Genomic DNA, 19,213 nt, shown 5'->3' with positions numbered 1-19,213 from the left:
ATCGTAGAAAGCCAGGCCGCGCGCCAATACTGACAGCGAGCCGATTCCGCTGTCAGTCAAGTCCTACAAACGCCCCGCGACGCCTCGCACGGGCGCCGTTGCAAGGTTGACCCATGGCAATCGATGTGCTTCCATGGGCGCTCCCTGGCGCTGCGGCGGGCGAGCGGCGCGCCTTAGGACCCGTTTCATCATGAAACAGGGGACGCGTTCAAGCCAGGCGCGGCGCAGGCTAGGCGCGGGTCGCCGGCCTTGGTCATTCCAAGGTCAAGGCCCGCAACGACGCATGCGCCGCGCCCCTGTTTCATGATGAAACGGGTCCTTACAGGAATTGCCCCATGTTCAAGCAGTCCTTTCTCCCCCACACGCTGCTGCTGGCGGGCGGCATCCTGCTGACCCTGGCGGTGCTGGTGGCGTCGGAAACCGGCAATATCCGCCTGCGCGAAAGCTATACCGATGTGATCCGCTCGCAGCGCCTGCAGACCGAGCTGACCGCGCTCAACGGCGAGCTGGTCAATGCCGAGGCCGGCCAGCGCGGCTTCCTGCTGACCGGCAAGGAAAACTACCTGGAGCCATACTACAAGGCACTCCCCCGTATCGCCGAGCTGATGGCGCAGATCCGCGCGGCCTACGCCGATGACCCCGAGGGCCTGAAGCAGTTCGGCGACACCTCCAAGCTGGTCAACAGCAAGCTCAACGAGATGGCACTGACGCTGGTGTATGGCAAGCGCGACCTGGAAGTGGCGCTGGACCTGATCCGCACCGACTACGGCAAGGAGACCATGGACAACGCGCGCCGCGGGCTGGACCAGCTGCAGGCGCGCGAGGCCGGCGCGGTCTCGCACCGGCTGGAGGGCGCCGACAACGATGTGCAATTGTCGCGCTATGGGATCGCCCTGCTCACCGCCATCAACATCATCCTGATGATGGCGGTGGGATTCGGCCACGCCAAGCGCCTGTCCATGGCCGAGGCGGTGCGCACCCAGCTGGAAGAGGAAGGCGTGCGGCTGGACCGCAAGGTGCGGGCGCGCACGCGCCAGCTGTCGGCGCTGGCGGCCCACCTGCAGCGCGTGACCGAGGACGAAAAGACACGCCTGGCGCGCGAGCTGCACGATGAACTGGGCGCCATCCTCACCGCGATCAAGCTGGACCTGCACTGGGTGCGCCGCAAGGTGCAAGACACCCATCCGGTGGCGGCCGAGCGCCTGACGCGCGTGATGCTGCACGTGGACCAGGGCATCCAGATCAAGCGCCGCCTGATCGAAGACCTGCGCCCCACGGTGCTGCTGAACCTGGGCCTGCGCGCGGCGGTCTGCCAGCTGGTCGAGGAAGTGGGCGCGCGCAATGACTGGGAAACCGAGGTCAGCGTGCCTGAGGACCTGCCGCCGCTGCGCGACGAGGCCGCGATCGCGCTGTACCGGATCGTGCAGGAATCGCTGACCAATGCCAGCAAATACTCTGAAGCCAAGCACATCGATGTCAGCCTGGCCTGCCAGGACAACCTGCTGACGCTGACCGTGCGCGACAACGGCAAGGGGCTGCCGCCCGACTTCGACGCAGGCAGCACCGCCGGCCACCACGGACTGCTGGGCATGGAGCAGCGCGTGACCGCGCTGGGCGGCAGCATGCGGATCGATTCCTCGGCGCAGGCAGGCGTGCGCATCCGCATCGAGGTGCCGCTGACGGACGCGGTGCTGGCGCCGGCAGAGGTGCCGGAAAACCAGGAGCCGGCAGGCGCCTGACGCGCACCGGCCGGCTCAGGGCGCCGGCGCCGCGTGCTCCTCGATCACGCGGAATACCTGCTCGAGCTCGAGCGATTTGTCGAAAAAGTAGTCCGCGCCGGCTTCGGTGCACTGCCTGCGGTACATGCTGACCTGGGCGTGGTTGGTGTAGACGATGCGCACGGCGCCGGTCTTGTTGCGCTGCATCGCGCGCAGCACATTGATGCCGTTGCCCTGGCGCAACTGGATGTCGACGATCACCACATCGTACTTGCCGGCGGCGAGCTGCCGCAGGGCCATGGCTTCGGTGTCGGCCCAGTCCACGTTCTCGATGAACGGGAAATCCTTCAGGTATTCGAGCAACATGCCTCGCAGGACCGCCGAGTCTTCAATCAGCAGTATGCTCAGTGCGCGGTAGGAAGTGTTCGAAGCCTGCTCCGACATATTCAGTATTGCTGGTTCTCGTCCGGTGCGGGCCAACGTGGTCCGTGATGCAGTTCGGTCCCAGTCCGTTTGCGGCCCCTTATTCGACCAGGCCGTTCTTGATCGCGTAGTAGGTCAGGTCAGCGTTGGTCTTCATGCCCATTTTCTCCAGGATCCGGGATCGATAGGTGCTGACGGTCTTGACGCTGAGAAACAGTTCGTCGGCAATCACCGACACCGACTGCCCGCGCGACAGCTTGCAGAAGATCTGGAATTCGCGCTCGGACAGCATCTGGTGCACCGGCTGCTCGGTCGGCTTGTCGAGCCCGCCGATCAGCAGGTCGGCCACCGTGGCGCTCACGTAGCGGCGGCCCTGCGCCACCGTGCGGATCGCCTTGACCAGGTCCTCCGGGGCGCTTTCCTTGGTCAGGTAGCCGGAGGCGCCGGCACGGATCAGGTTGATCGCGTACTGGTCTTCCGGGTAGGTCGACAGGATCAGGACCGGCAACTCGGGCTTGCGCTGGCGAATCAGCTTGAGCACATCGATGCCGTTGCGGTCGGGCATGGAGATGTCCAGCACCAGCACGTCGAACTCGGCATCGCGCAGCTGCGCCATGACCTGGTCGCCGCTGCCGGCCTCGCCCGTCACCTGGATATCGGGCTCTTCGGAAATGAACTGGCGCAGCCCGGCACGCACAATCTCATGGTCGTCGGCGATCAGGACGCGGATCATGGTGGGCTCCACGGTGTTGAACGGCCCGGCACATCTGCCCGGTGCACGTCGGGTGCAGGCGGAACCGCTTGCGATGATGTCATTGTAGTGCCGCGCGCGCGTGCAGGATGTCGGTGTCAGGCTGACAATGCGGGGCGGCGGGAGCGCAGCCGGCGGCGCGTTCTGCGCGCACCAATGCAAAGCGGGACGGAAAAGATCCGTCCCGCTTTGCTGCGGCGCGTCAGGCCCGTGAACATCCCTGGAGGGGGCCCGGCGCGGCCGGCACCGGTTGAGGCTGAGGCTAGTACTGCAAGAGACTATTGGCGCTTACTGCGGTGACTGGCGAGGTTACTGCGCCTTGGCGCCCGCTTCCGCACCAGCGCTGACACCCGCGTCGGCCTTCGACTTCTTGGCCGACTTGGCGGCGTGCTTGCCATGCTTGGCCGCGCTGCCGGCGTCTGCCTTGGCGGCATCGGCGGCGTCGGCGGCGGTGCCCACACTCTTGTCGACGGCCGAGCCGGCGGTGGACAGGCCCTTGTCAGCCGCGCCTGCGGCCCCCGTCGCGGCGCTGCCGGCGGTATTCAGGCCACCGTGCGCCGCGGCGGCTGGCGCGGGGGTACTCACTGATGCGCCGACATCGGCCTTCGTGCCAACAGAGACGCCGGTGCCTTGGGCCATGGCCAGCGAGGAAGCGGCGGCGATCGACAGGACGGACAGGGAGAGCAGCAGTTTCTTCATGGACAGACTCCTTTCAGGGCCCACGGCGAAACATTCGCCGCGGTGATCACGCTGGTGATTGCGTGTATCGAGCCCTCAGTCTAGGGAGCCGGACCGCGCCGGTCTGTGAGCAGTTGAAAGGCTATGTAAGGAGTTGTGAGGCACCGCACACGGTGCCCCGGCATGGCATGGCAGGTCGCCCGCAGCGCTTTTCCCTGCTGCATCAACGGGATGGCGGCGGGGTGCCGCCACCGGCGCCGCCGCCCTGCCGTCGCACCCGGTTACAGGTTGGGTGCGAGCGCGCGCTCCAGCGTGGCGCGGTCTTCGTGGCGGCGCGCCGCCATGTCGTCGAGCTGGTCCTGGCCGATCTTGCCGATGGTGAAGTAGGTCGAGTCGGGATGCGCCAGGTAGAAGCCGCTCACCGACGCGGCTGGCGTCATCGCCAGCGATTCGGTGATGCCCATGCCGATCTCGGCCGCGTCGAGGAATTCGAACATCGGGCCCTTGACGGTGTGCTCCGGGCAGGCCGGATAACCGGGCGCCGGGCGGATGCCGCGGTACGACTCGGCGATCAGCTGCTCGTTGCTGAGCTGCTCGGCGGCGTCGTAGCCCCACAGATCCTTGCGCACGCGTTCGTGCAGGCACTCGGCAAAGCCTTCGGCAAAGCGGTCGGCCAGCGCCTTGAGCATGATCGCGCTGTAGTCGTCATGGTCGGCTTCGAACTGGGCCTCCTTCTTCTCCACGCCCAGGCCCGCGGTCACCGCAAACAGGCCGATATAGTCGGCGATGCCGCTGTCCCTGGGCGCGACAAAGTCCGCCAGGCAGCGGTTGGGCCGGCGCACGCCGTCCACCACCGGGCGCTCGCTCTGCTGGCGCAGGTTGTGCCAGGTCAGCGCAACCTTGCTGCGGGTCTCGTCGGTGTAGATCTCGATATCGTCGTCATTCACCGTGTTGGCCGGCAGCAGCGCGATCACGCCGTTGGCGGTCAGCCAGCGGCCCTGGATCAGGCGCGACAGCATGGCCTTGCCGTCCGAGAACACGCGGCGCGCGGATTCGCCGACGATCTCGTCGTTGAGGATGTCGGGGAATTTGCCGGCAAGGTCCCAGGTCTGGAAGAACGGGCCCCAGTCGATGCAATTGGCCAGCTCCGCCAGGTCATAGTTGCGGAACACGCGCCGGCCGATGAACTTGGGCTTCGGCGGCACGTAGGTGCTCCAGTCGATCGGGGTCTTGTTGGCGCGCGCCTGCGCCAGCGTCACCATCGGCGTGGCCTTCTTGTTGGCGTGCTGGGTGCGGATGCGGTCGTAATCGGACTTCAGATCGTCGAGGTACTTTGCCGCGCCGTCGTCGGACAGCAGGCTCGAGGCCACGCTCACCGAGCGCGAGGCGTCCGGCACGTACACCACCGGGCCTTCGTAGTTGGGCGCGATCTTGACCGCGGTATGCACGCGCGAGGTGGTGGCGCCGCCGATCAGCAGCGGGATCTTCTTCACGCGGAAGTAGTCGTCGCGCTGCATTTCCGACGCGACATACGCCATTTCTTCCAGCGACGGCGTGATCAGCCCCGACAGCCCGACGATATCCGCGCCCTCGACCTTGGCGCGCGCCAGGATCTCGTTGCACGGGACCATCACGCCCATGTTGACCACTTCGAAGTTATTGCACTGGAGCACCACCGACACGATGTTCTTGCCGATGTCGTGCACGTCGCCCTTCACGGTGGCGATCACGATCTTGCCGCGCGCCTTGACGTCGCCGCCGGCCTCGGCCAGCAGGCGCTTTTCTTCCTCGATGTAGGGCAGCAGGTGCGCCACGGCCTGCTTCATCACGCGCGCGCTCTTGACCACCTGCGGCAGGAACATCTTGCCGGCGCCGAACAGGTCGCCGACGATGTTCATGCCGTCCATCAGCGGGCCTTCGATCACCTCGATCGGACGGCCGCCGCGCGCCTCGACCTGCTGGCGGACTTCTTCGGTGTCTTCGACGATGAAGGTGGTGATGCCGTGCACCAGCGCGTGCGCCAGGCGCGCGCCCACCGGCACCGGCTGCTCGGGCGTGCCGCGCCAGGCGAGGTTTTCTTCCTTCCTGGCGCCGCCGCCCTTGAAGCGGTCGGCGATCTCCAGCAGGCGGTCGGTGGAATCCTCGCGGCGGTTCAGCACCACGTCTTCCACGCGCTCGCGCAGCTCGGGGTCAAGCTGGTCGTACACGCCAAGCTGGCCGGCGTTGACGATGCCCATGTCCATGCCCGCGCCGATGGCGTGGTACAGGAACACGGTGTGGATCGCCTCGCGCACCGTGTCATTGCCGCGGAACGAGAACGACACGTTGGACACGCCGCCGCTGACCTTGGCATACGGCAGGTTCTGCTTGATCCAGCGCGTGGCGTCGATAAAGTCCACCGCGTAGTTGTTGTGCTCTTCGATGCCGGTCGCGACCGCGAAGATGTTCGGGTCGAAGATGATGTCTTCCGGCGGGAAGCCGACTTCATTGACCAGGATGTCGTAGCTGCGCTTGCAGATCTCGGTCTTGCGCGCGAAGGTGTCGGCCTGGCCCTTCTCGTCGAAGGCCATCACCACGCTTGCCGCGCCGTAGCGGCGGATCAGCTCGGCGTGGTGGCGGAACTGCTCTTCCCCTTCCTTGAGCGAGATCGAGTTGACCACGGGCTTGCCCTGCACGCACTGCAGGCCGGCCTCGATCACTTCCCACTTGGACGAATCGATCATGATCGGCACGCGCGCGATGTCGGGCTCCGAGGCGATCAGGTTCAGGAAGCGAACCATGGCGGCCTTCGAGTCCAGCATGGCCTCGTCCATGTTGATGTCGATGATCTGCGCGCCGTTCTCGACCTGCTGGCGGGCCACCGCCAGCGCTTCGTCAAACTGGCCGTTCAGGATCATGCGCGCGAAGGCCTTGGAGCCGGTCACGTTGGTGCGCTCGCCGACGTTGACGAACAGCGTGTCGTCGTCGATGGTGAAGGGCTCGAGGCCGGACAGGCGCATCGGGCGCGGGGGCAGTTTGTTGTCGCTCATGTTCAGGGGCTCCGGGCTCAGGCGGCGTCGCGGTACTGGCCGGGCCAGGTGCGGGGGGTCTTGTTGGCCACGCGCTGGGCGATCGCGGCAATATGCTCGGGGGTGGTGCCGCAGCAGCCGCCCACCAGGTTCACCAGCCCGGACGCGGCGAACTCCTCCACCAGCGAGGAGGTGACTTCGGGCGTTTCGTCGAAGCCCGTGTCGCTCATCGGGTTGGGCAAGCCCGCGTTCGGGTAGCACGACACCGCGGCGTCGCAGATCTTGGCCAGCTCGGCGATATACGGGCGCATCAGCGTCGCGCCGAGCGCGCAGTTCAGGCCGAAGGTGACCGGCCGGGCATGGCGCAGGCTGTTCCAGAACGCCTCCACGGTCTGGCCCGACAGGATCCGGCCCGAGGCATCGGTCACGGTGCCGGAGATCATCACCGGCACGCGTTCGCCGGTGTCCTCGAACAGCTGGTCGATGGCGAACAGCGCCGCCTTGGCATTGAGCGTGTCGAAGATGGTCTCGACCAGGAACACGTCGGCGCCGCCCTCCAGCAAGGCTTTGCCCTGTTCGTAGTACGACGCGCGCAGCTCTTCGAAGGACACGTTGCGCGCGCCCGGGTCGTTCACGTCGGGCGAGATGCTGGCGGTCTTGGGGGTCGGGCCGAAGGCGCCGGCGACAAAGCGCGGCTTGTCGGGCGTGCTGTACTTGTCGCAGGCGGCGCGTGCCAGGCGCGCGGCCTCGACATTCATCTCGTACGCCAGGTCGGCCATCTTGTAGTCTTCCTGCGCCACGCGGGTAGCGCCGAAGGTGTTGGTCTCGATCAGGTCGGCGCCGGCGGCCAGGTATTGCTCGTGGATCTCGCTGATGACCTGCGGGCGCGTCAGCAGCAGCAGTTCGTTGTTGCCCTTGACGTCCACCTTGTGTTCCGCGAAACGCTCGCCGCGGTAATCGGCCTCAGACAGCTTGTAGCGCTGGATCATGGTGCCCATGGCGCCATCCAGGATCAGGATGCGTTCTTGCAGCAGCCGGGGCAATTCGGCAGCCCGGGTGTAGGGGCGCGGCGCGGCCGCGGTCGATTCAGGGGCACTCATGGCGGGGAACTCTGGAAAGGCGGGGCCGGCGGAGCTTCGACGGTAGGCCGCGGTGGCCGATGGCGGCCAAGGAAGTGCGATTTTATCAGGTGTATCAAGGCCTTGCGGTCGCCTTCGGTTGCCTGGCGGACGGCCTGGCGCCTACACTGAGAGGCGTAACCATCACCAACGGCGTCGCCGACAGCGCCATCGACAACAAGCGCCCCGGCGCCCTGCTCCCACCCGACCATGCAACACCTTGCCCCTGCCGCCGCCCAGGACCTGCTGGCGCAATCGCCCGAAACCCTCTTCATCGACTGCCGCAGCGAGATGGAATACCTGTTCGTCGGTCATCCCAAGGGGGCGCACAACGTGCCCTGGAACGACGGCCCCGACTGGGAGGTCAACCCGCATTTCGTGCAGATGGTGAAGAAGCTGGCCGGGCAGGCCTCGGCGCGGCCGGTGCTGCTGATCTGCCGCAGCGGCAACCGCTCGTCGGCGGCGGCACGGGCGCTGGAAGGCGCCGGGTTCACCAACGTCCAGTTCGTGCTGCACGGCTTCGAGGGCGACCTCGACGCGCAGCGCCACCGCAATACGCTCAACGGCTGGCGCCATGACGGCCTGCCGTGGGAACAGTATTGAAGACCGTCGTCAGTCACGCCAGCCAACAAAAACGCCCGCCGAAGCGGGCGTGATCGTTCCAGGCAAAGCCGCTCAGTGCATCACCAGCGGGTGCGTCATGACATTGTCGAACTTGCCGAGAAAGTCGTCGACTTCCTCCACGGATGGCTCGCTTTCAATCAGGCGTTTGACGTCGGCGCGGAAGCTCTCGGCAAGATGGCCGCCGAGAAAGATTTCGCGCTTCAGGTTCTTGTCGACGATTTCATAGCCACCGAACTCAAGCGGCGCCTGATCGACATCCGCACCGAATTCCACGATGCAGTAGTTGTCGCTGTTGTAGATCATTTGCATGGCACACCTCCTGGGCGTCATGGATGGGCGGCATGCCCTTGTTGGTTCTCGCCTCAGTTGATGCCTTGAGGGGGCGCCGCGGCTTTACCTCCAAACTTGGGGTGACCGGCGGGAAATCAAGTTATTGGTGCCGGTCACCACGTTGCCACGATTTTCTGCCTTACATAAGTTGGGCATCGGCCAATGCAACAAGTTTCTTGAGCCTTGAACATCAGTGTGTTGCTGGTCACGGAACATCGCACTGGCCCCCACATGCGGCGCTCCCGAGAAAGGCGTCCAGTGCGGCATGGAAGCGTTCGGGCTGCTCCACGTGCACCAGGTGCGCCGCTTGCGGCAGTACTTCGAGCCTGGCGCCGGGGATGGCCGCGGCAATGCTTTGTGCCATTGCCACGGTGGCGCCCTGGTCTTGCTCGCCCGCTACTACCAGCGTAGGACAATGAATGCGGGAAAGCGCGCCGGCGAGGTCAAAAGCCATGATTGCCTCGGCCACCCCCACGTATCCCCGTACCGGCGTGGCAATCAGCGTGTTGCGAATGCGCGACACTTCGTCGCGGTGCGCCGCATGGAAGGCCGGGGTCAGCCAGCGCCCGAGGGTGGCATCGGCCATGCCGGCCATGCCGTGGGCCTCGGCCTGGCCGATGCGGTTGTGCCACATCGGGTGCGCTTCCATCGGCGTCTGGCTGTTGGTGGCCACCAGCGCCAGCGACAACAGCCGCTCGGGATAGCGCAGCCCCATGGTCTGCCCAATCATGCCGCCTACCGAAATGCCGCAGAAATGTGCCTGCGGGATCTCCAGCGCGTCCATCACGGCGACCACATCGTCGGCCAGCCGCGTCATGGTGTAGGGACCGAGCGGGGCGTCGCTGGCGCCGTGGCCGCGCAGGTCCGGGCGCACCACGCGGTAGCGGCCTGCCAGGTGCTGCGCGGTGGCGTCCCACAAGGTGTGGTCGGCGGCCAGGGCATGGGTCAGGATCACCCACGGCCCGTCCGCCCCGTCCACGCGCACGTACAGGTCGGCGCCATCGGCGCGGATGCGCCGGGTTTCGGCGGGTGGCGTGGCAACGGTCATGGCTGGCCTCCTTTTCGGTTAAGCATGCGTCGGTCCTGCGCACCCGGCGGCACTACTGTCCTTCCTTGCCGCGGTACACCAGCTCGATCTGGGTGCCGTCGGGCTCGGTCTGGCGCAGGCGCACCGGCATCCAGCCCAGTGACTGCGCCAGCCAGATCTCGACGCGGCGCCGGTCGCTGGCGCGGCGCGGCAAGCGCACAAAGTGCTTTGCACGCACCGCGCCCTGGCCGGTATCGATCTCGTCCTCTCCAACATACTGCACTTGCATGGGTTCCACATCCCGCGTGTCGGCCACCTGGAAGGTTTCGGTCACACCGGGAGTGGCGTATCGCTGCGGATTGCCGCGCGCCAGCCCCACCAGTTGCAGGAATACGCTGAAGCGGTCCTGCGCCCCGGGCGGGAACGGCGCCTGCGTGCCCGAGGCAAAGACCACCGTGCTGGCCGCTCCGTCAAAGCGCGACGCCTCCGACTTGTTGCGGCGCCGTTCTTCATAGCGCTCCGGCAACAGGCCCTGTTCGGTCATCGCCCCGCTGCTCTGGAAGGCAAAGCGGAACCACAGCACGCGGGTTTCGACGGCCAGCCGGTAGTGGCTGCCGTCCTGCTCCCAGCGGATCAGGCCATCGGGGTTCTGCACCCCGTTGACGTAGCTGGCGTAGTGCATGGTTGCCGACGGGGGGGCGTTGTAGCGCACGCCGTCGACCCCGCCTTGCGGTCCGCCCGAGGGCGCGGGGGTCGGCGCAGGCGCGGCAGGCCTGGCAGCGCTGCCTTCGCCGCCGGTGCCGGCGGCCATCTCGGCCGGGCCTTTGGGGCTGGTGGCGAGCGGGGGTGCGGGCGCAGGGGCGGGCGCCTCCTGCGGTTCGGGCCGGGGTGCCGGCGCGGCCGGCCTGGGCTGCGGACGCGGCCTGGGCATGGGCCGCGGCGCGGGCGCAGCCGGCGGCGCGGGCGGCGGCAGCAGCACCGCTTCCAGCGTGGGCGTGGTGCTGACATCGACCGGGATCAGCGGTCCCGGCATGCGCACGAAGCCCACCACGGCCAGCACGTGGACCAGCAGCACCAGCGCAATGACAAAGATCCAGCGCCGCCGGCGCCGGACGCGGGGATCCGCGCCGGACCGGGCGTGGGAACTAGGATTGGCCGGTTTGTCCGGCCGGCGTGGCGGCACCAAGGTAGCCGAGTTCCGATGAGAGCTGTTGGGCGATGTCACGGATGCGACATTCCATCGTACCGCCCCATTCTGCATCGAATATGCTTTGCGCGCCCAGTACGATCAGTCCCATGGCGAGGTGGCCGTTGGCGTTGAACACCGGCATCGAGAACGCATTGATGCCCGGCAGCACGCCGCCCAGCGTGCGCGCGGCGCCATGCGCGCGCACCTCGGCGCAGATGGCGTCGTACTCGGCCAGCGTGCGCGGCATGTCGGGCACGCCGTCGTTGCCGCGCGCACCCAGTTCGCGCTCGATCAGCGGCAGCGTCTGCTTGCGCGGCAGATAAGCGCCGTAGAGCCGGCCGGTGGCGGAGTTCAGCATCGGCATCACATCGCCCAGGCGCAGGCTGACCGTGACCGGATGGCTGGACTCCTCCCAGTGCACCACGGTGGGACCGTGGTTGCCCCACACCGCGATGCCGGCGGTCAGGTCCAGTTCGTCGCGCAGCTGCGACAGGATCGGGCGCGCCTTCTTGACCGGATCGAGCCGGTTCAGCCCGGCCAGCCCCAGCTGCAGCGCAAACGGCCCCAGGTCATAGCGCCCGCTGACGGGATCCTGCGCCACCGCGCGCAGCCGCATGAAGCTGACCAGGTAGCGGTGGGCCTTGGCCGGGTTCATGTCGGCGGCGGCGGCCAGGTCGCGCAGCATCATCGCGCGCGGCGATGCCGCCAGCGCCTGCAGCAGCCTGAAGCCCACCTCGATGGACTGGATGCCGGAACGCAGCTTGGCGTCTTCTTCTTCGATCTCTGACATGCGGCGATGGACGGGCGATTCCCGGAAGCGTGAGCGAGCAGGTGAATTTACTATACCGAAATCGATTTACCAAAACTGATCAAGGCGGCCGACTGAGTACGCGCGGGCCTTGCACTGGCTTGAAGCGCCAGATTAGGCGCTAGACTAGCGGCCATCGGGCCTGCCCCCAGGGCGCCCCCATCCCTACCGCACTGCATCCATGAAACTCGCAACCCTGAAGGACGGTTCGCGCGACGGCCAGCTGGTGGTCGTGTCGCGCGACCTGAAGACCGCCCACACCGCCAGCGACATCGCCGGCAAGCTGCAGACCGTGCTCGACGACTGGCAGTTCTTCGCGCCGCAGCTGCAGGACCTGTACGACGCACTCAACGCCGGCCGCGCGCGCCACCCCTTCCCGTTTGCGCCAAGGGACTGCATGGCGCCGCTGCCGCGCGCCTACCAGTGGGCCGACGGCTCGGCCTACGTCAATCACGTGGAACTGGTGCGCAAGGCGCGCGGCGCCGAGATGCCGCCGGAATTCTGGACCGACCCGCTGATGTACCAGGGCGGCTCGGACGACTTCGTCGGTCCGCAGGACGATATCGTCAGCGCAAGCGAGGCCTTCGGCATCGACTTCGAGGCCGAAGTGGCCGTGATCACCGGCGACGTGAAGATGGGCGCCACCCCCGAGCAGGCCGGCGAAGCCATCCGGCTGGTGATGCTGGCCAACGATGTCTCGCTGCGCAACCTGATCCCGGCCGAGCTGGGCAAGGGCTTCGGCTTTTTCCAGAGCAAGCCGGCCACGGCGTTCTCGCCGGTGGCGGTGACGCCTGATGAACTCGGCGAAGCCTGGCGCGAGCGCAAGGTGCACCTGCCGATCACCGTGCACTGGAACAGCAAGAAGGTGGGCCAGCCCGACTGCGGCACCGACATGGTGTTTGACTTCGGCCAGCTGATCGCCCATATCTGCAAGACCCGCAATGTGCGCGCCGGCAGCATCGTGGGCTCAGGCACGATCTCCAACGTCGACCGCAAGAAGGGCTACTGCTGTATCGCCGAAAAGCGCATGCTCGAGACCATCGACGAAGGCAAGCCGTCGACCGAGTTCATGAAGTTCGGCGACGCGGTCAAGATTGAAATGTTCGATGCGCTGGGCCATTCGGTGTTCGGCGCGATCGACCAGCTGGTGGCGGCGGCCTGAGGCACGCGGGGGCCACGTGTGTGGCGGCGCGCCGGATATGCATATAATTAACCGACCAATCGGTTGGTAAATTGACGATGCCTCCGGCGCCCCGCTGACCCACGACTTCACAGGCCCCCGATGACTACCCCCACCGCTGACACCCCCCCCCTTTCCCCCCGCTACGAGCGCTATCGCGCCCTGACGCTGCGCCGCCACGGCCCCATCCTGGAAATCATCATGGGCGCGGCCCAGTCGGCCAACCAGAAGCTGGCCACGGCCGATGCCAACATGCACCGCGAACTGGCCGAGATCTGGCGCGACGTCTCCGCCGACCCCGAGGTGCGCGTGGCGCTGATCCGCGGCGAGGGCAAGGGCTTCTCGGCCGGCGGCGACCTGGCCCTGGTCGAGGACATGGCCAACGATTTCGAGACCCGCACCCGCGTCTGGCACGAGGCACGCGACCTGGTCTACAACGTCATCAACTGCGACAAGCCGGTGGTCTCCGCCATGCACGGTCCCGCCGTCGGTGCCGGGCTGGTGGCCGGCCTGCTGGCCGATATCTCGATCGCCGCCAGGACGGCGCGCATCGTCGACGGCCATACCCGGCTGGGCGTGGCCGCGGGCGACCATGCCGCCATCGTGTGGCCGCTGCTGTGCGGAATGGCCAAGGCCAAGTACTATCTGATGCTGTGCGAGTCGGTCAGCGGCGAAGAGGCCGAGCGGATCGGCCTGGTCTCGCTGGCGGTGGAAGAGGATGAACTGGTGGCACGCGCCTTCGAGGTGGCCAACCGGCTGGCAGCGGGGTCGCAGACCGCGATCCGCTGGACCAAGTACGCCCTCAACAACTGGCTGCGCATGGCCGGCCCCGCTTTCGATACCTCGCTGGCGCTTGAATTCATGGGCTTTGCCGGGCCCGACGTGCACGAAGGCATGGCGAGCCTGCGCCAGAAGCGGCCGCCACAGTTCAGATAACGACGACGCAGCCGCCGGCCCGACCGGCCCTCCTGGCCAATCCCGGGGCTGCGCCGCACACGGAGCGCGCAACCATGTTCGGACAGATTCCAGATTTCACCAACGGCTTCGACTTCATGCGCCGGCTGTGGGGCAGCGGCACCGGCATGTCCGCGGGCATGATGCCCGGCCTGCAGGCCATGACCCCGCCGATGGACCTCGACGACCTCGACAAGCGCATCGCCGACCTGAAGGCCGTGGAGAGCTGGCTGCAGCTGAACACCAACCTGCTGCGCACCACCATCCAGGGCCTGGAAGTGCAGCGCGCCACGCTGGTGGCGCTGCAGACCTTCGGCAACGCCCTCTCGCCCGAGGCGATGCAGTCCGCGATGGAAAACGTCGCGCGCGCGGCCAACACGCCCAGCGCCGCGGCACCGGAACGCACCGGCGCGGATACCAGCAGCAGCGCGCAATCAGAGCCGCCTGCCGCCGAGACCCCGCAAGCGGCCGCCAGCGACACCGGGGCAGCCTTGCCGCCCAACGCCGCGCTGTGGTGGGACATGCTGCAGCAGCAATTCAACCAGATCGCCAGCGGTGCCGCGGCGGCCAGCATCGCACCGTTCGGGATGGGCGGTTTCGGCGCACCCGGCGCCGCCAGCGCGGCACAGGCAAGCGCGGCGAAACCGAAGGCCGCCGCGCCAGACCAGGGCGCTGCCACCGGCACGGGCAAGCCCGCCGCCAAGAAGGCGCCTGCGAAGAAGGCACCGGCCAGGAAGCCTGCCAGGGCAAAGCCGGCGAAGGACGCGGGCAACGGCGGCGACGATGCCGGGAACGGTGGCAACAAGGCCACCAACGGCAGCAGCAAGACCTGACAGCCAGAACGTCCGATCCTTCGTCCACACCGACGCAATGCACCGCGAGCCCTTCCCGGCAGCCCGTTCCGCGCCGCAATCCGGCCCCGATCCGGCCGCCACCGCGCTGATCATGATGGGCGGCGGCGCGCGCGCCGCCTACCAGGCGGGCGTGCTGAGCGGGCTGGCCCGCATTGCCGAACGGGTCGGCAAGGGCCGTGGCGCGATGCCGTTCGGCATCATCGCCGGGACTTCGGCAGGCGCGATCAATGGCGCCGGGCTGGCCATCCATGCCGCCGACTTCCAGGCCGCCACGCGGAGCCTGGGCGCACTCTGGCACAGCATCCACGCCGACGACGTCTACCGCACCGATGTGCTGCGCGTGGGCATATCGGGGGCACGCTGGCTGTCGACGCTGGCGCTGGGCTGGGCCACGCAGCGGCACGCACCCCGCGCGCTGTTCGACAACACACCGCTGGGGAGCATGCTGGGCGAGCTGTTCGAGCCCGCGCGCGTGCAGGCCAGCCTCGACAGCGGCGCGCTGCAGGCGTTTGCGGTCACGGCGCTGTCATACAGCACGGGGCGCCATGTGACCTTCTACCAGTCGCACCGCCGCATCCATCCGTGGCACCGCAGCCAGCGCCTTGCGGTGCCGGCGCAGATCACGGTGGACCACCTGCTGGCGTCGTCGTCGATCCCGTTCCTGTTCCAGGCCATGGCGCTGGAGCTGGACGGCCACCATGAGTGGTTCGGCGACGGCACCATGCGGCAGATGTCGCCGCTGTCGCCGGCGATCCACCTGGGCGCGTCGCGCATCCTGGCGATCGGCGCGGCCTCGCGGCAGCGCTCGGGCTGGTTCGACACCATGCCGGCAGGCGGCTATCCGTCGCTGGCGCAGGTGGGCGGCCAGGCGCTGGCCAGCATCTTCCTGGACGGCCTCAATGCCGACCTGGAACGGCTGCTGCATATCAACCGGCTGCTGGCGCGCATGCCCGAAATCGCCGGTGACCGCGAGGGCTGGCGCCCGGTGCAGGTGATGACGGTCGCGCCGAGCGAGCCGATCGAAGCCATCGCCGCCGAACACACGAAGCAGCTGCCGCGCACAGTGCGCGCACTGCTGGCGCCGCTGGGCGGCACCGAGGCGCGCGGCGCCGCCTTCGCCAGCTACCTGCTGTTCGAGCCGGCCTTCACCCAGGCGCTGATGGCGCTGGGCGAGCGCGACGCCGAGGCCCAGGCCGACGAACTGGCGGCCTTCCTGTACGGCATCGTTCCGGGCCCGGCGCCGGCCACGCCGGCCGCCGGCGAGCGCACGGGCGAGCAGGTTGTTTCTCCCTGAGTCCCGGCCGTCACATGGCGTCCAGCCAGGCGCCGCGGCTGGCACATTGGCGCGCCGGCACACCGCTAATCGCCCGCAGAATGTGCGCGCTTGCGCCAGTCTCCGTCAAAAAGCGTTGCATTTGCCCCGATCCGGGCTAAAAAAGAAGAAGAGAATAATTCGCATCTGGTAGAATCTGCCCGGAATTTCAAAGGCTTACCATGCTCTACCCCGAACTGTTCAAATCGTTGGAAGCCGTCCGCTGGCACATGGACAAGGACATCCCCTGGGAGTCCTTCGACGCCAGCATGCTGACGGACGACCAGGCCAAGACCATTCGCATGAATGCGATCACGGAATGGTCCGCCCTGCCCGCGACCGAGATGTTCCTGCGCGACAACCGGCACGACTCTGACTTTTCGGCGTTCATGAGCATCTGGTTCTTCGAGGAACAGAAGCACTCGCTGGTGCTGATGGAGTACCTGCGCCGCTTCCGCCCGGACCTGGTGCCGACCGAGGAAGAGTTGCACGCGGTGCGCTTCGAGTTCGACCCGGCCCCCCCGCTGGAAACGCTGATGCTGCATTTCTGCGGCGAGATCCGCCTGAACCACTGGTACCGCCGCGCTGCCGAATGGCACACGGAGCCGGTGATCAAGCATATCTACCGCACCCTGTCGCAGGACGAAGCGCGCCACGGCGGCGCCTACCTGCGCTACATGAAGAAATACCTGGCGCAGTTCGGCGACAGCGCGCGCGCCGCCTTCGCCAAGATCGGCGTGCTGATGGCATCGGCGCGGCGCACCGAGAAGCCGCTGCACCCGACCAACCTGCACGTCAACAAGGCGCTGTTCCCCAACGACACGGTGCAGTCGCGCCTGCCGGACCCGGACTGGCTCGAGCACTGGCTGGACGAGCAGATCCGCTTTGACGAAGGCTGGGAAAAGAAGGTCATCGAACGGATCCTGCACAACATGTCGCTGCTGTTCGAACGCACCTTCGAGACCGTGCAGGACCTGAACCGCTACCGCAAGGAACTGAACGCCAGCCTGCAAGGCACCGGCGGCGCCCAGCCGGCGCAAGCCTGACGCCAGTCCTGCCGCACGAAAAAAAGCCCCGCCGAAGCGGGGCTTTTTTTCTGCCTTGCTACTACCTTGCGCATTCCCGACAAATGCGACCCGCCGCGGCACACCGGACCGGGCCCGGCTCTGGCGGGTATTCTTGATTGCTGTTTTCCCGATCCCGGAAAATCCAGCGCCTGGCATGCTAAACGAGTTGGCCGCCACGCAGGTAGTAGCCGGTTACTACGTCATTCGAATGCCGTTCCATGCACTGTCGCGGGGCGCCTGCAAACCCACGCCTGACGCCCTTTCGCCGATTTTATTTATATCGGAAAATAAAATAGTTAAATCACGAGGCGATTATCACGACACTTACGCATTCCATGCCAGGTATTACGATTCCATTTAATTCATGGTGTAATACCCAACAATTCCGATAACATCGGAATAACCGCCAGCCACGGCTGGCGATTCTCCGCAGCGCCATTTACCCGGGTGGAATCGCGGCAGCCTTCAGGACCAGATTGCCGCCCCCGGAAATCCGCTCGCCCGCAACGCACGGCGACGCGTGGATTGGACGGCAACGTTGCCGTCAGCAGATATTGATAACCGGCGCGCGATAACGTTCAGGAACGGGAGAAGGAATGCGGCATATCGACTTCAAGGCACTGTCGGTCTTCGTCCAGGTGATGCGCTACGGCAGCATCAGCGTGGCCGCGCAAGCGCTCGGCATCCGCCAGCCCACGGTGGCCTATGCCATTCGCAAGCTGCGCGACGTGACCGGCGACGAACTGTTCTTTGAACGGCGCGGCACGCTGGTGCCGACTGAGTACGGGCTGCGCCTGGAGCGCGCCGCGGCCGGCATCCTGGAACGCTGGCACGGCCTGGTGACGCACGCCGGGGAGCGGCCGCAGCGCAGTGCGCAGTCGCGCCAGGTGCTGCGGATCGGCTTGCCGATGGCGCTGGGCGATCCCGCGCTGGCGCAGGTGCTGGCCAGCCTGGCGGCCGCCTTGCCGGGCGTGCATCTCACCTCCGGCACGATCGACAGTGGCCAGCAGGCCGGCCAGGCCCTGGCCAGGGGCCAGATCGATTGCGCCGTCACGGTCGACGGGCTGCCCGGCGCCGGCGGGGTCATGGCCGAGCATGTCATGATGGCGCAGCGCGCCCTGATCCGGCTGGCGCCGGCGCGAGCCGCCGGCAATTCCGTCGAAAGCGGCGCGCCGGACCCGCGCGAGCACTGGACCCTGCTGACCGACGACGCCGATGCCGAGCACCCGGTGCGGCGCTACCTGACCGGCCGGGCCGATGAGGTCAGGCTGACCGTGGCGCCGTCATGGAACGCGCAAATGGCGTTGTGGCGCTCGCGCGGCGGCGTGACGCCGGTGCTGAAGTACAACGTGCCCTGGATCGACGGCGCCAGCGCGGCCTATGTGACGGACGTGCCCGAGGGCTTTCCGGCGTGGGCCAGCGTGCGCCTGCTCTACCTGGGCGGCAATGCCCAGGCCGCGCAGGTAGACGCCGTCCGGCAGGCGCTGCTGGGCACCTTGCGCGGCATTGCCACCGCCTCGGTGCGGCCACCGGCCCCTGACATTGCCGGCGAGGTCGCCAACGACGCGGCCGTCGCATTGCGCGTGGCGGGCTAGCACGCGGCAAGAACGGGTACCATTCGGGCAAGCAAGCCGGCCCCGCGACGGGGCCGGCCTCCACCTTCAGATGCCGATCCATGTCCGTACCCGCTTTCGAAGCCAAGCTGACCCTGCCCGACAACCCCGCCACGCTGGCCGCGCGCATCGCTGCGTTGCCGCGCCCGCTGGTGTTCACCAACGGCGTGTTCGATATCCTGCACCGCGGCCATGCCACCTACCTGGCACAGGCGCGCGCACTGGGCGCGAGCCTGGTGGTCGGGGTCAACAGCGATGCTTCCGTGAAGATGCTGGGCAAGGGCGACGACCGCCCGCTGAACCATGAATCGGACCGCATGGCGCTGCTGGCCGCACTGGAATCGGTCGACCTGGTGGCGATGTTCCGCGAACAGACGCCGGTGGAGCTGATCCGCCTGGTGCGCCCCGACATCTACGTCAAGGGCGGCGATTACGAGATCGACACGCTGGAAGAAACCCGGCTGGTGCGCAGCTGGGGCGGCCAGGCCTGCGCCATTCCCTTCCTGCACGACCGCTCGACCACCAAGCTGCTGAGCAAAGTGCGCCAGGGCAGCTGAGC

At 67.2% G+C, this 19,213-nt stretch carries 18 protein-coding genes; 9 read left to right on the top strand and 9 right to left on the bottom strand.

Going from position 1 to position 19,213, the window contains the following annotated elements:
• Positions 1–335 precede the first annotated feature (335 nt).
• Entirely contained in the window at positions 336–1,739 is a 1,404-nt protein-coding gene (locus tag ACREYQ_RS00780) for a sensor histidine kinase (protein WP_432258921.1), read from the top strand.
• Positions 1,740–1,754: 15 nt separating this feature from the next.
• On the opposite strand, the gene ACREYQ_RS00775 is transcribed toward ACREYQ_RS00780, so the two are convergent.
• The 5 genes from ACREYQ_RS00775 to ACREYQ_RS00755 form a co-directional block, all read right to left on the bottom strand.
• Complete coding sequence (locus ACREYQ_RS00775) at positions 1,755–2,162, bottom strand: response regulator (RefSeq protein WP_432258920.1); 408 nt, start codon at positions 2,160–2,162, stop codon at positions 1,755–1,757.
• Positions 2,163–2,241: 79 nt separating this feature from the next.
• Complete coding sequence (locus ACREYQ_RS00770) at positions 2,242–2,874, bottom strand: response regulator (RefSeq protein WP_432258919.1); 633 nt, start codon at positions 2,872–2,874, stop codon at positions 2,242–2,244.
• A gap of 327 nt (positions 2,875–3,201) precedes the next feature.
• Complete coding sequence (locus ACREYQ_RS00765) at positions 3,202–3,591, bottom strand: hypothetical protein (RefSeq protein WP_432258918.1); 390 nt, start codon at positions 3,589–3,591, stop codon at positions 3,202–3,204.
• A 260-nt stretch (positions 3,592–3,851) separates the two neighbouring features.
• Entirely contained in the window at positions 3,852–6,599 is a 2,748-nt protein-coding gene (gene metH, locus ACREYQ_RS00760) for a methionine synthase (RefSeq protein ID WP_432258917.1), read from the bottom strand.
• Between the two features lie 17 nt (positions 6,600–6,616).
• Positions 6,617–7,678, bottom strand: a complete 1,062-nt coding sequence (locus tag ACREYQ_RS00755; protein ID WP_432258916.1) for a homocysteine S-methyltransferase family protein — start codon at positions 7,676–7,678, stop codon at positions 6,617–6,619.
• Positions 7,679–7,906: 228 nt separating this feature from the next.
• Here ACREYQ_RS00755 and ACREYQ_RS00750 point away from each other — a divergent pair, with 228 nt between their 5' ends.
• A complete protein-coding gene (locus ACREYQ_RS00750) occupies positions 7,907–8,299 on the top strand; it encodes a rhodanese-like domain-containing protein (protein WP_432258915.1) in 393 nt (130 codons plus the stop codon).
• 72 nt (positions 8,300–8,371) lie between these two features.
• Here the strand turns inward: ACREYQ_RS00750 and ACREYQ_RS00745 are convergent, their stop codons facing one another.
• The 4 genes from ACREYQ_RS00745 to ACREYQ_RS00730 form a co-directional block, all read right to left on the bottom strand.
• Entirely contained in the window at positions 8,372–8,629 is a 258-nt protein-coding gene (locus ACREYQ_RS00745; RefSeq protein ID WP_018314386.1) for a BTH_I0359 family protein, read from the bottom strand.
• 226 nt (positions 8,630–8,855) lie between these two features.
• Positions 8,856–9,698, bottom strand: coding sequence for an alpha/beta fold hydrolase (locus ACREYQ_RS00740; protein WP_432258914.1), 843 nt, complete (start codon positions 9,696–9,698; stop codon positions 8,856–8,858).
• A 52-nt stretch (positions 9,699–9,750) separates the two neighbouring features.
• Positions 9,751–10,752 (bottom strand): DUF3108 domain-containing protein, encoded by a 1,002-nt coding sequence (locus ACREYQ_RS00735; RefSeq protein ID WP_432258913.1) that lies wholly within the window; start codon positions 10,750–10,752, stop codon positions 9,751–9,753.
• Between the two features lie 70 nt (positions 10,753–10,822).
• On the bottom strand, positions 10,823–11,656 hold the full coding sequence (locus ACREYQ_RS00730; protein ID WP_432258912.1) for an IclR family transcriptional regulator: 834 nt from the start codon (positions 11,654–11,656) through the stop codon (positions 10,823–10,825).
• Positions 11,657–11,855: 199 nt separating this feature from the next.
• On the opposite strand from ACREYQ_RS00730, the gene ACREYQ_RS00725 reads away from it, so the two are divergent.
• The 7 genes from ACREYQ_RS00725 (at position 11,856) to rfaE2 (ending at position 19,211) form a co-directional block, all read left to right on the top strand.
• Positions 11,856–12,836: a fumarylacetoacetate hydrolase family protein gene (locus ACREYQ_RS00725; protein ID WP_432258911.1), complete on the top strand. Its 981-nt coding sequence runs from the start codon at positions 11,856–11,858 to the stop codon at positions 12,834–12,836.
• 120 nt (positions 12,837–12,956) lie between these two features.
• Entirely contained in the window at positions 12,957–13,790 is an 834-nt protein-coding gene (locus tag ACREYQ_RS00720; protein ID WP_432258910.1) for an enoyl-CoA hydratase/isomerase family protein, read from the top strand.
• A 74-nt stretch (positions 13,791–13,864) separates the two neighbouring features.
• Entirely contained in the window at positions 13,865–14,641 is a 777-nt protein-coding gene (locus ACREYQ_RS00715) for a PhaM family polyhydroxyalkanoate granule multifunctional regulatory protein (protein ID WP_432258909.1), read from the top strand.
• Positions 14,642–14,678: 37 nt separating this feature from the next.
• On the top strand, positions 14,679–15,956 hold the full coding sequence (locus tag ACREYQ_RS00710) for a patatin-like phospholipase family protein (RefSeq protein ID WP_432258908.1): 1,278 nt from the start codon (positions 14,679–14,681) through the stop codon (positions 15,954–15,956).
• 200 nt (positions 15,957–16,156) lie between these two features.
• Positions 16,157–17,020, top strand: coding sequence for a ferritin (locus ACREYQ_RS00705; protein ID WP_078194744.1), 864 nt, complete (start codon positions 16,157–16,159; stop codon positions 17,018–17,020).
• 617 nt (positions 17,021–17,637) lie between these two features.
• Positions 17,638–18,636, top strand: coding sequence for a LysR family transcriptional regulator (locus ACREYQ_RS00700; protein WP_432258907.1), 999 nt, complete (start codon positions 17,638–17,640; stop codon positions 18,634–18,636).
• A gap of 80 nt (positions 18,637–18,716) precedes the next feature.
• Entirely contained in the window at positions 18,717–19,211 is a 495-nt protein-coding gene (gene rfaE2, locus ACREYQ_RS00695; protein ID WP_432258906.1) for a D-glycero-beta-D-manno-heptose 1-phosphate adenylyltransferase, read from the top strand.
• Positions 19,212–19,213 lie beyond the last annotated feature (2 nt).

The organism is Cupriavidus sp. TMH.W2, from assembly GCF_050847365.1.
Lineage (GTDB): Bacteria > Pseudomonadota > Gammaproteobacteria > Burkholderiales > Burkholderiaceae > Cupriavidus.
The sequence above is the reverse complement of the archived record's forward strand: the minus strand, read 5'-3'. Positions and strand labels throughout refer to the sequence as shown.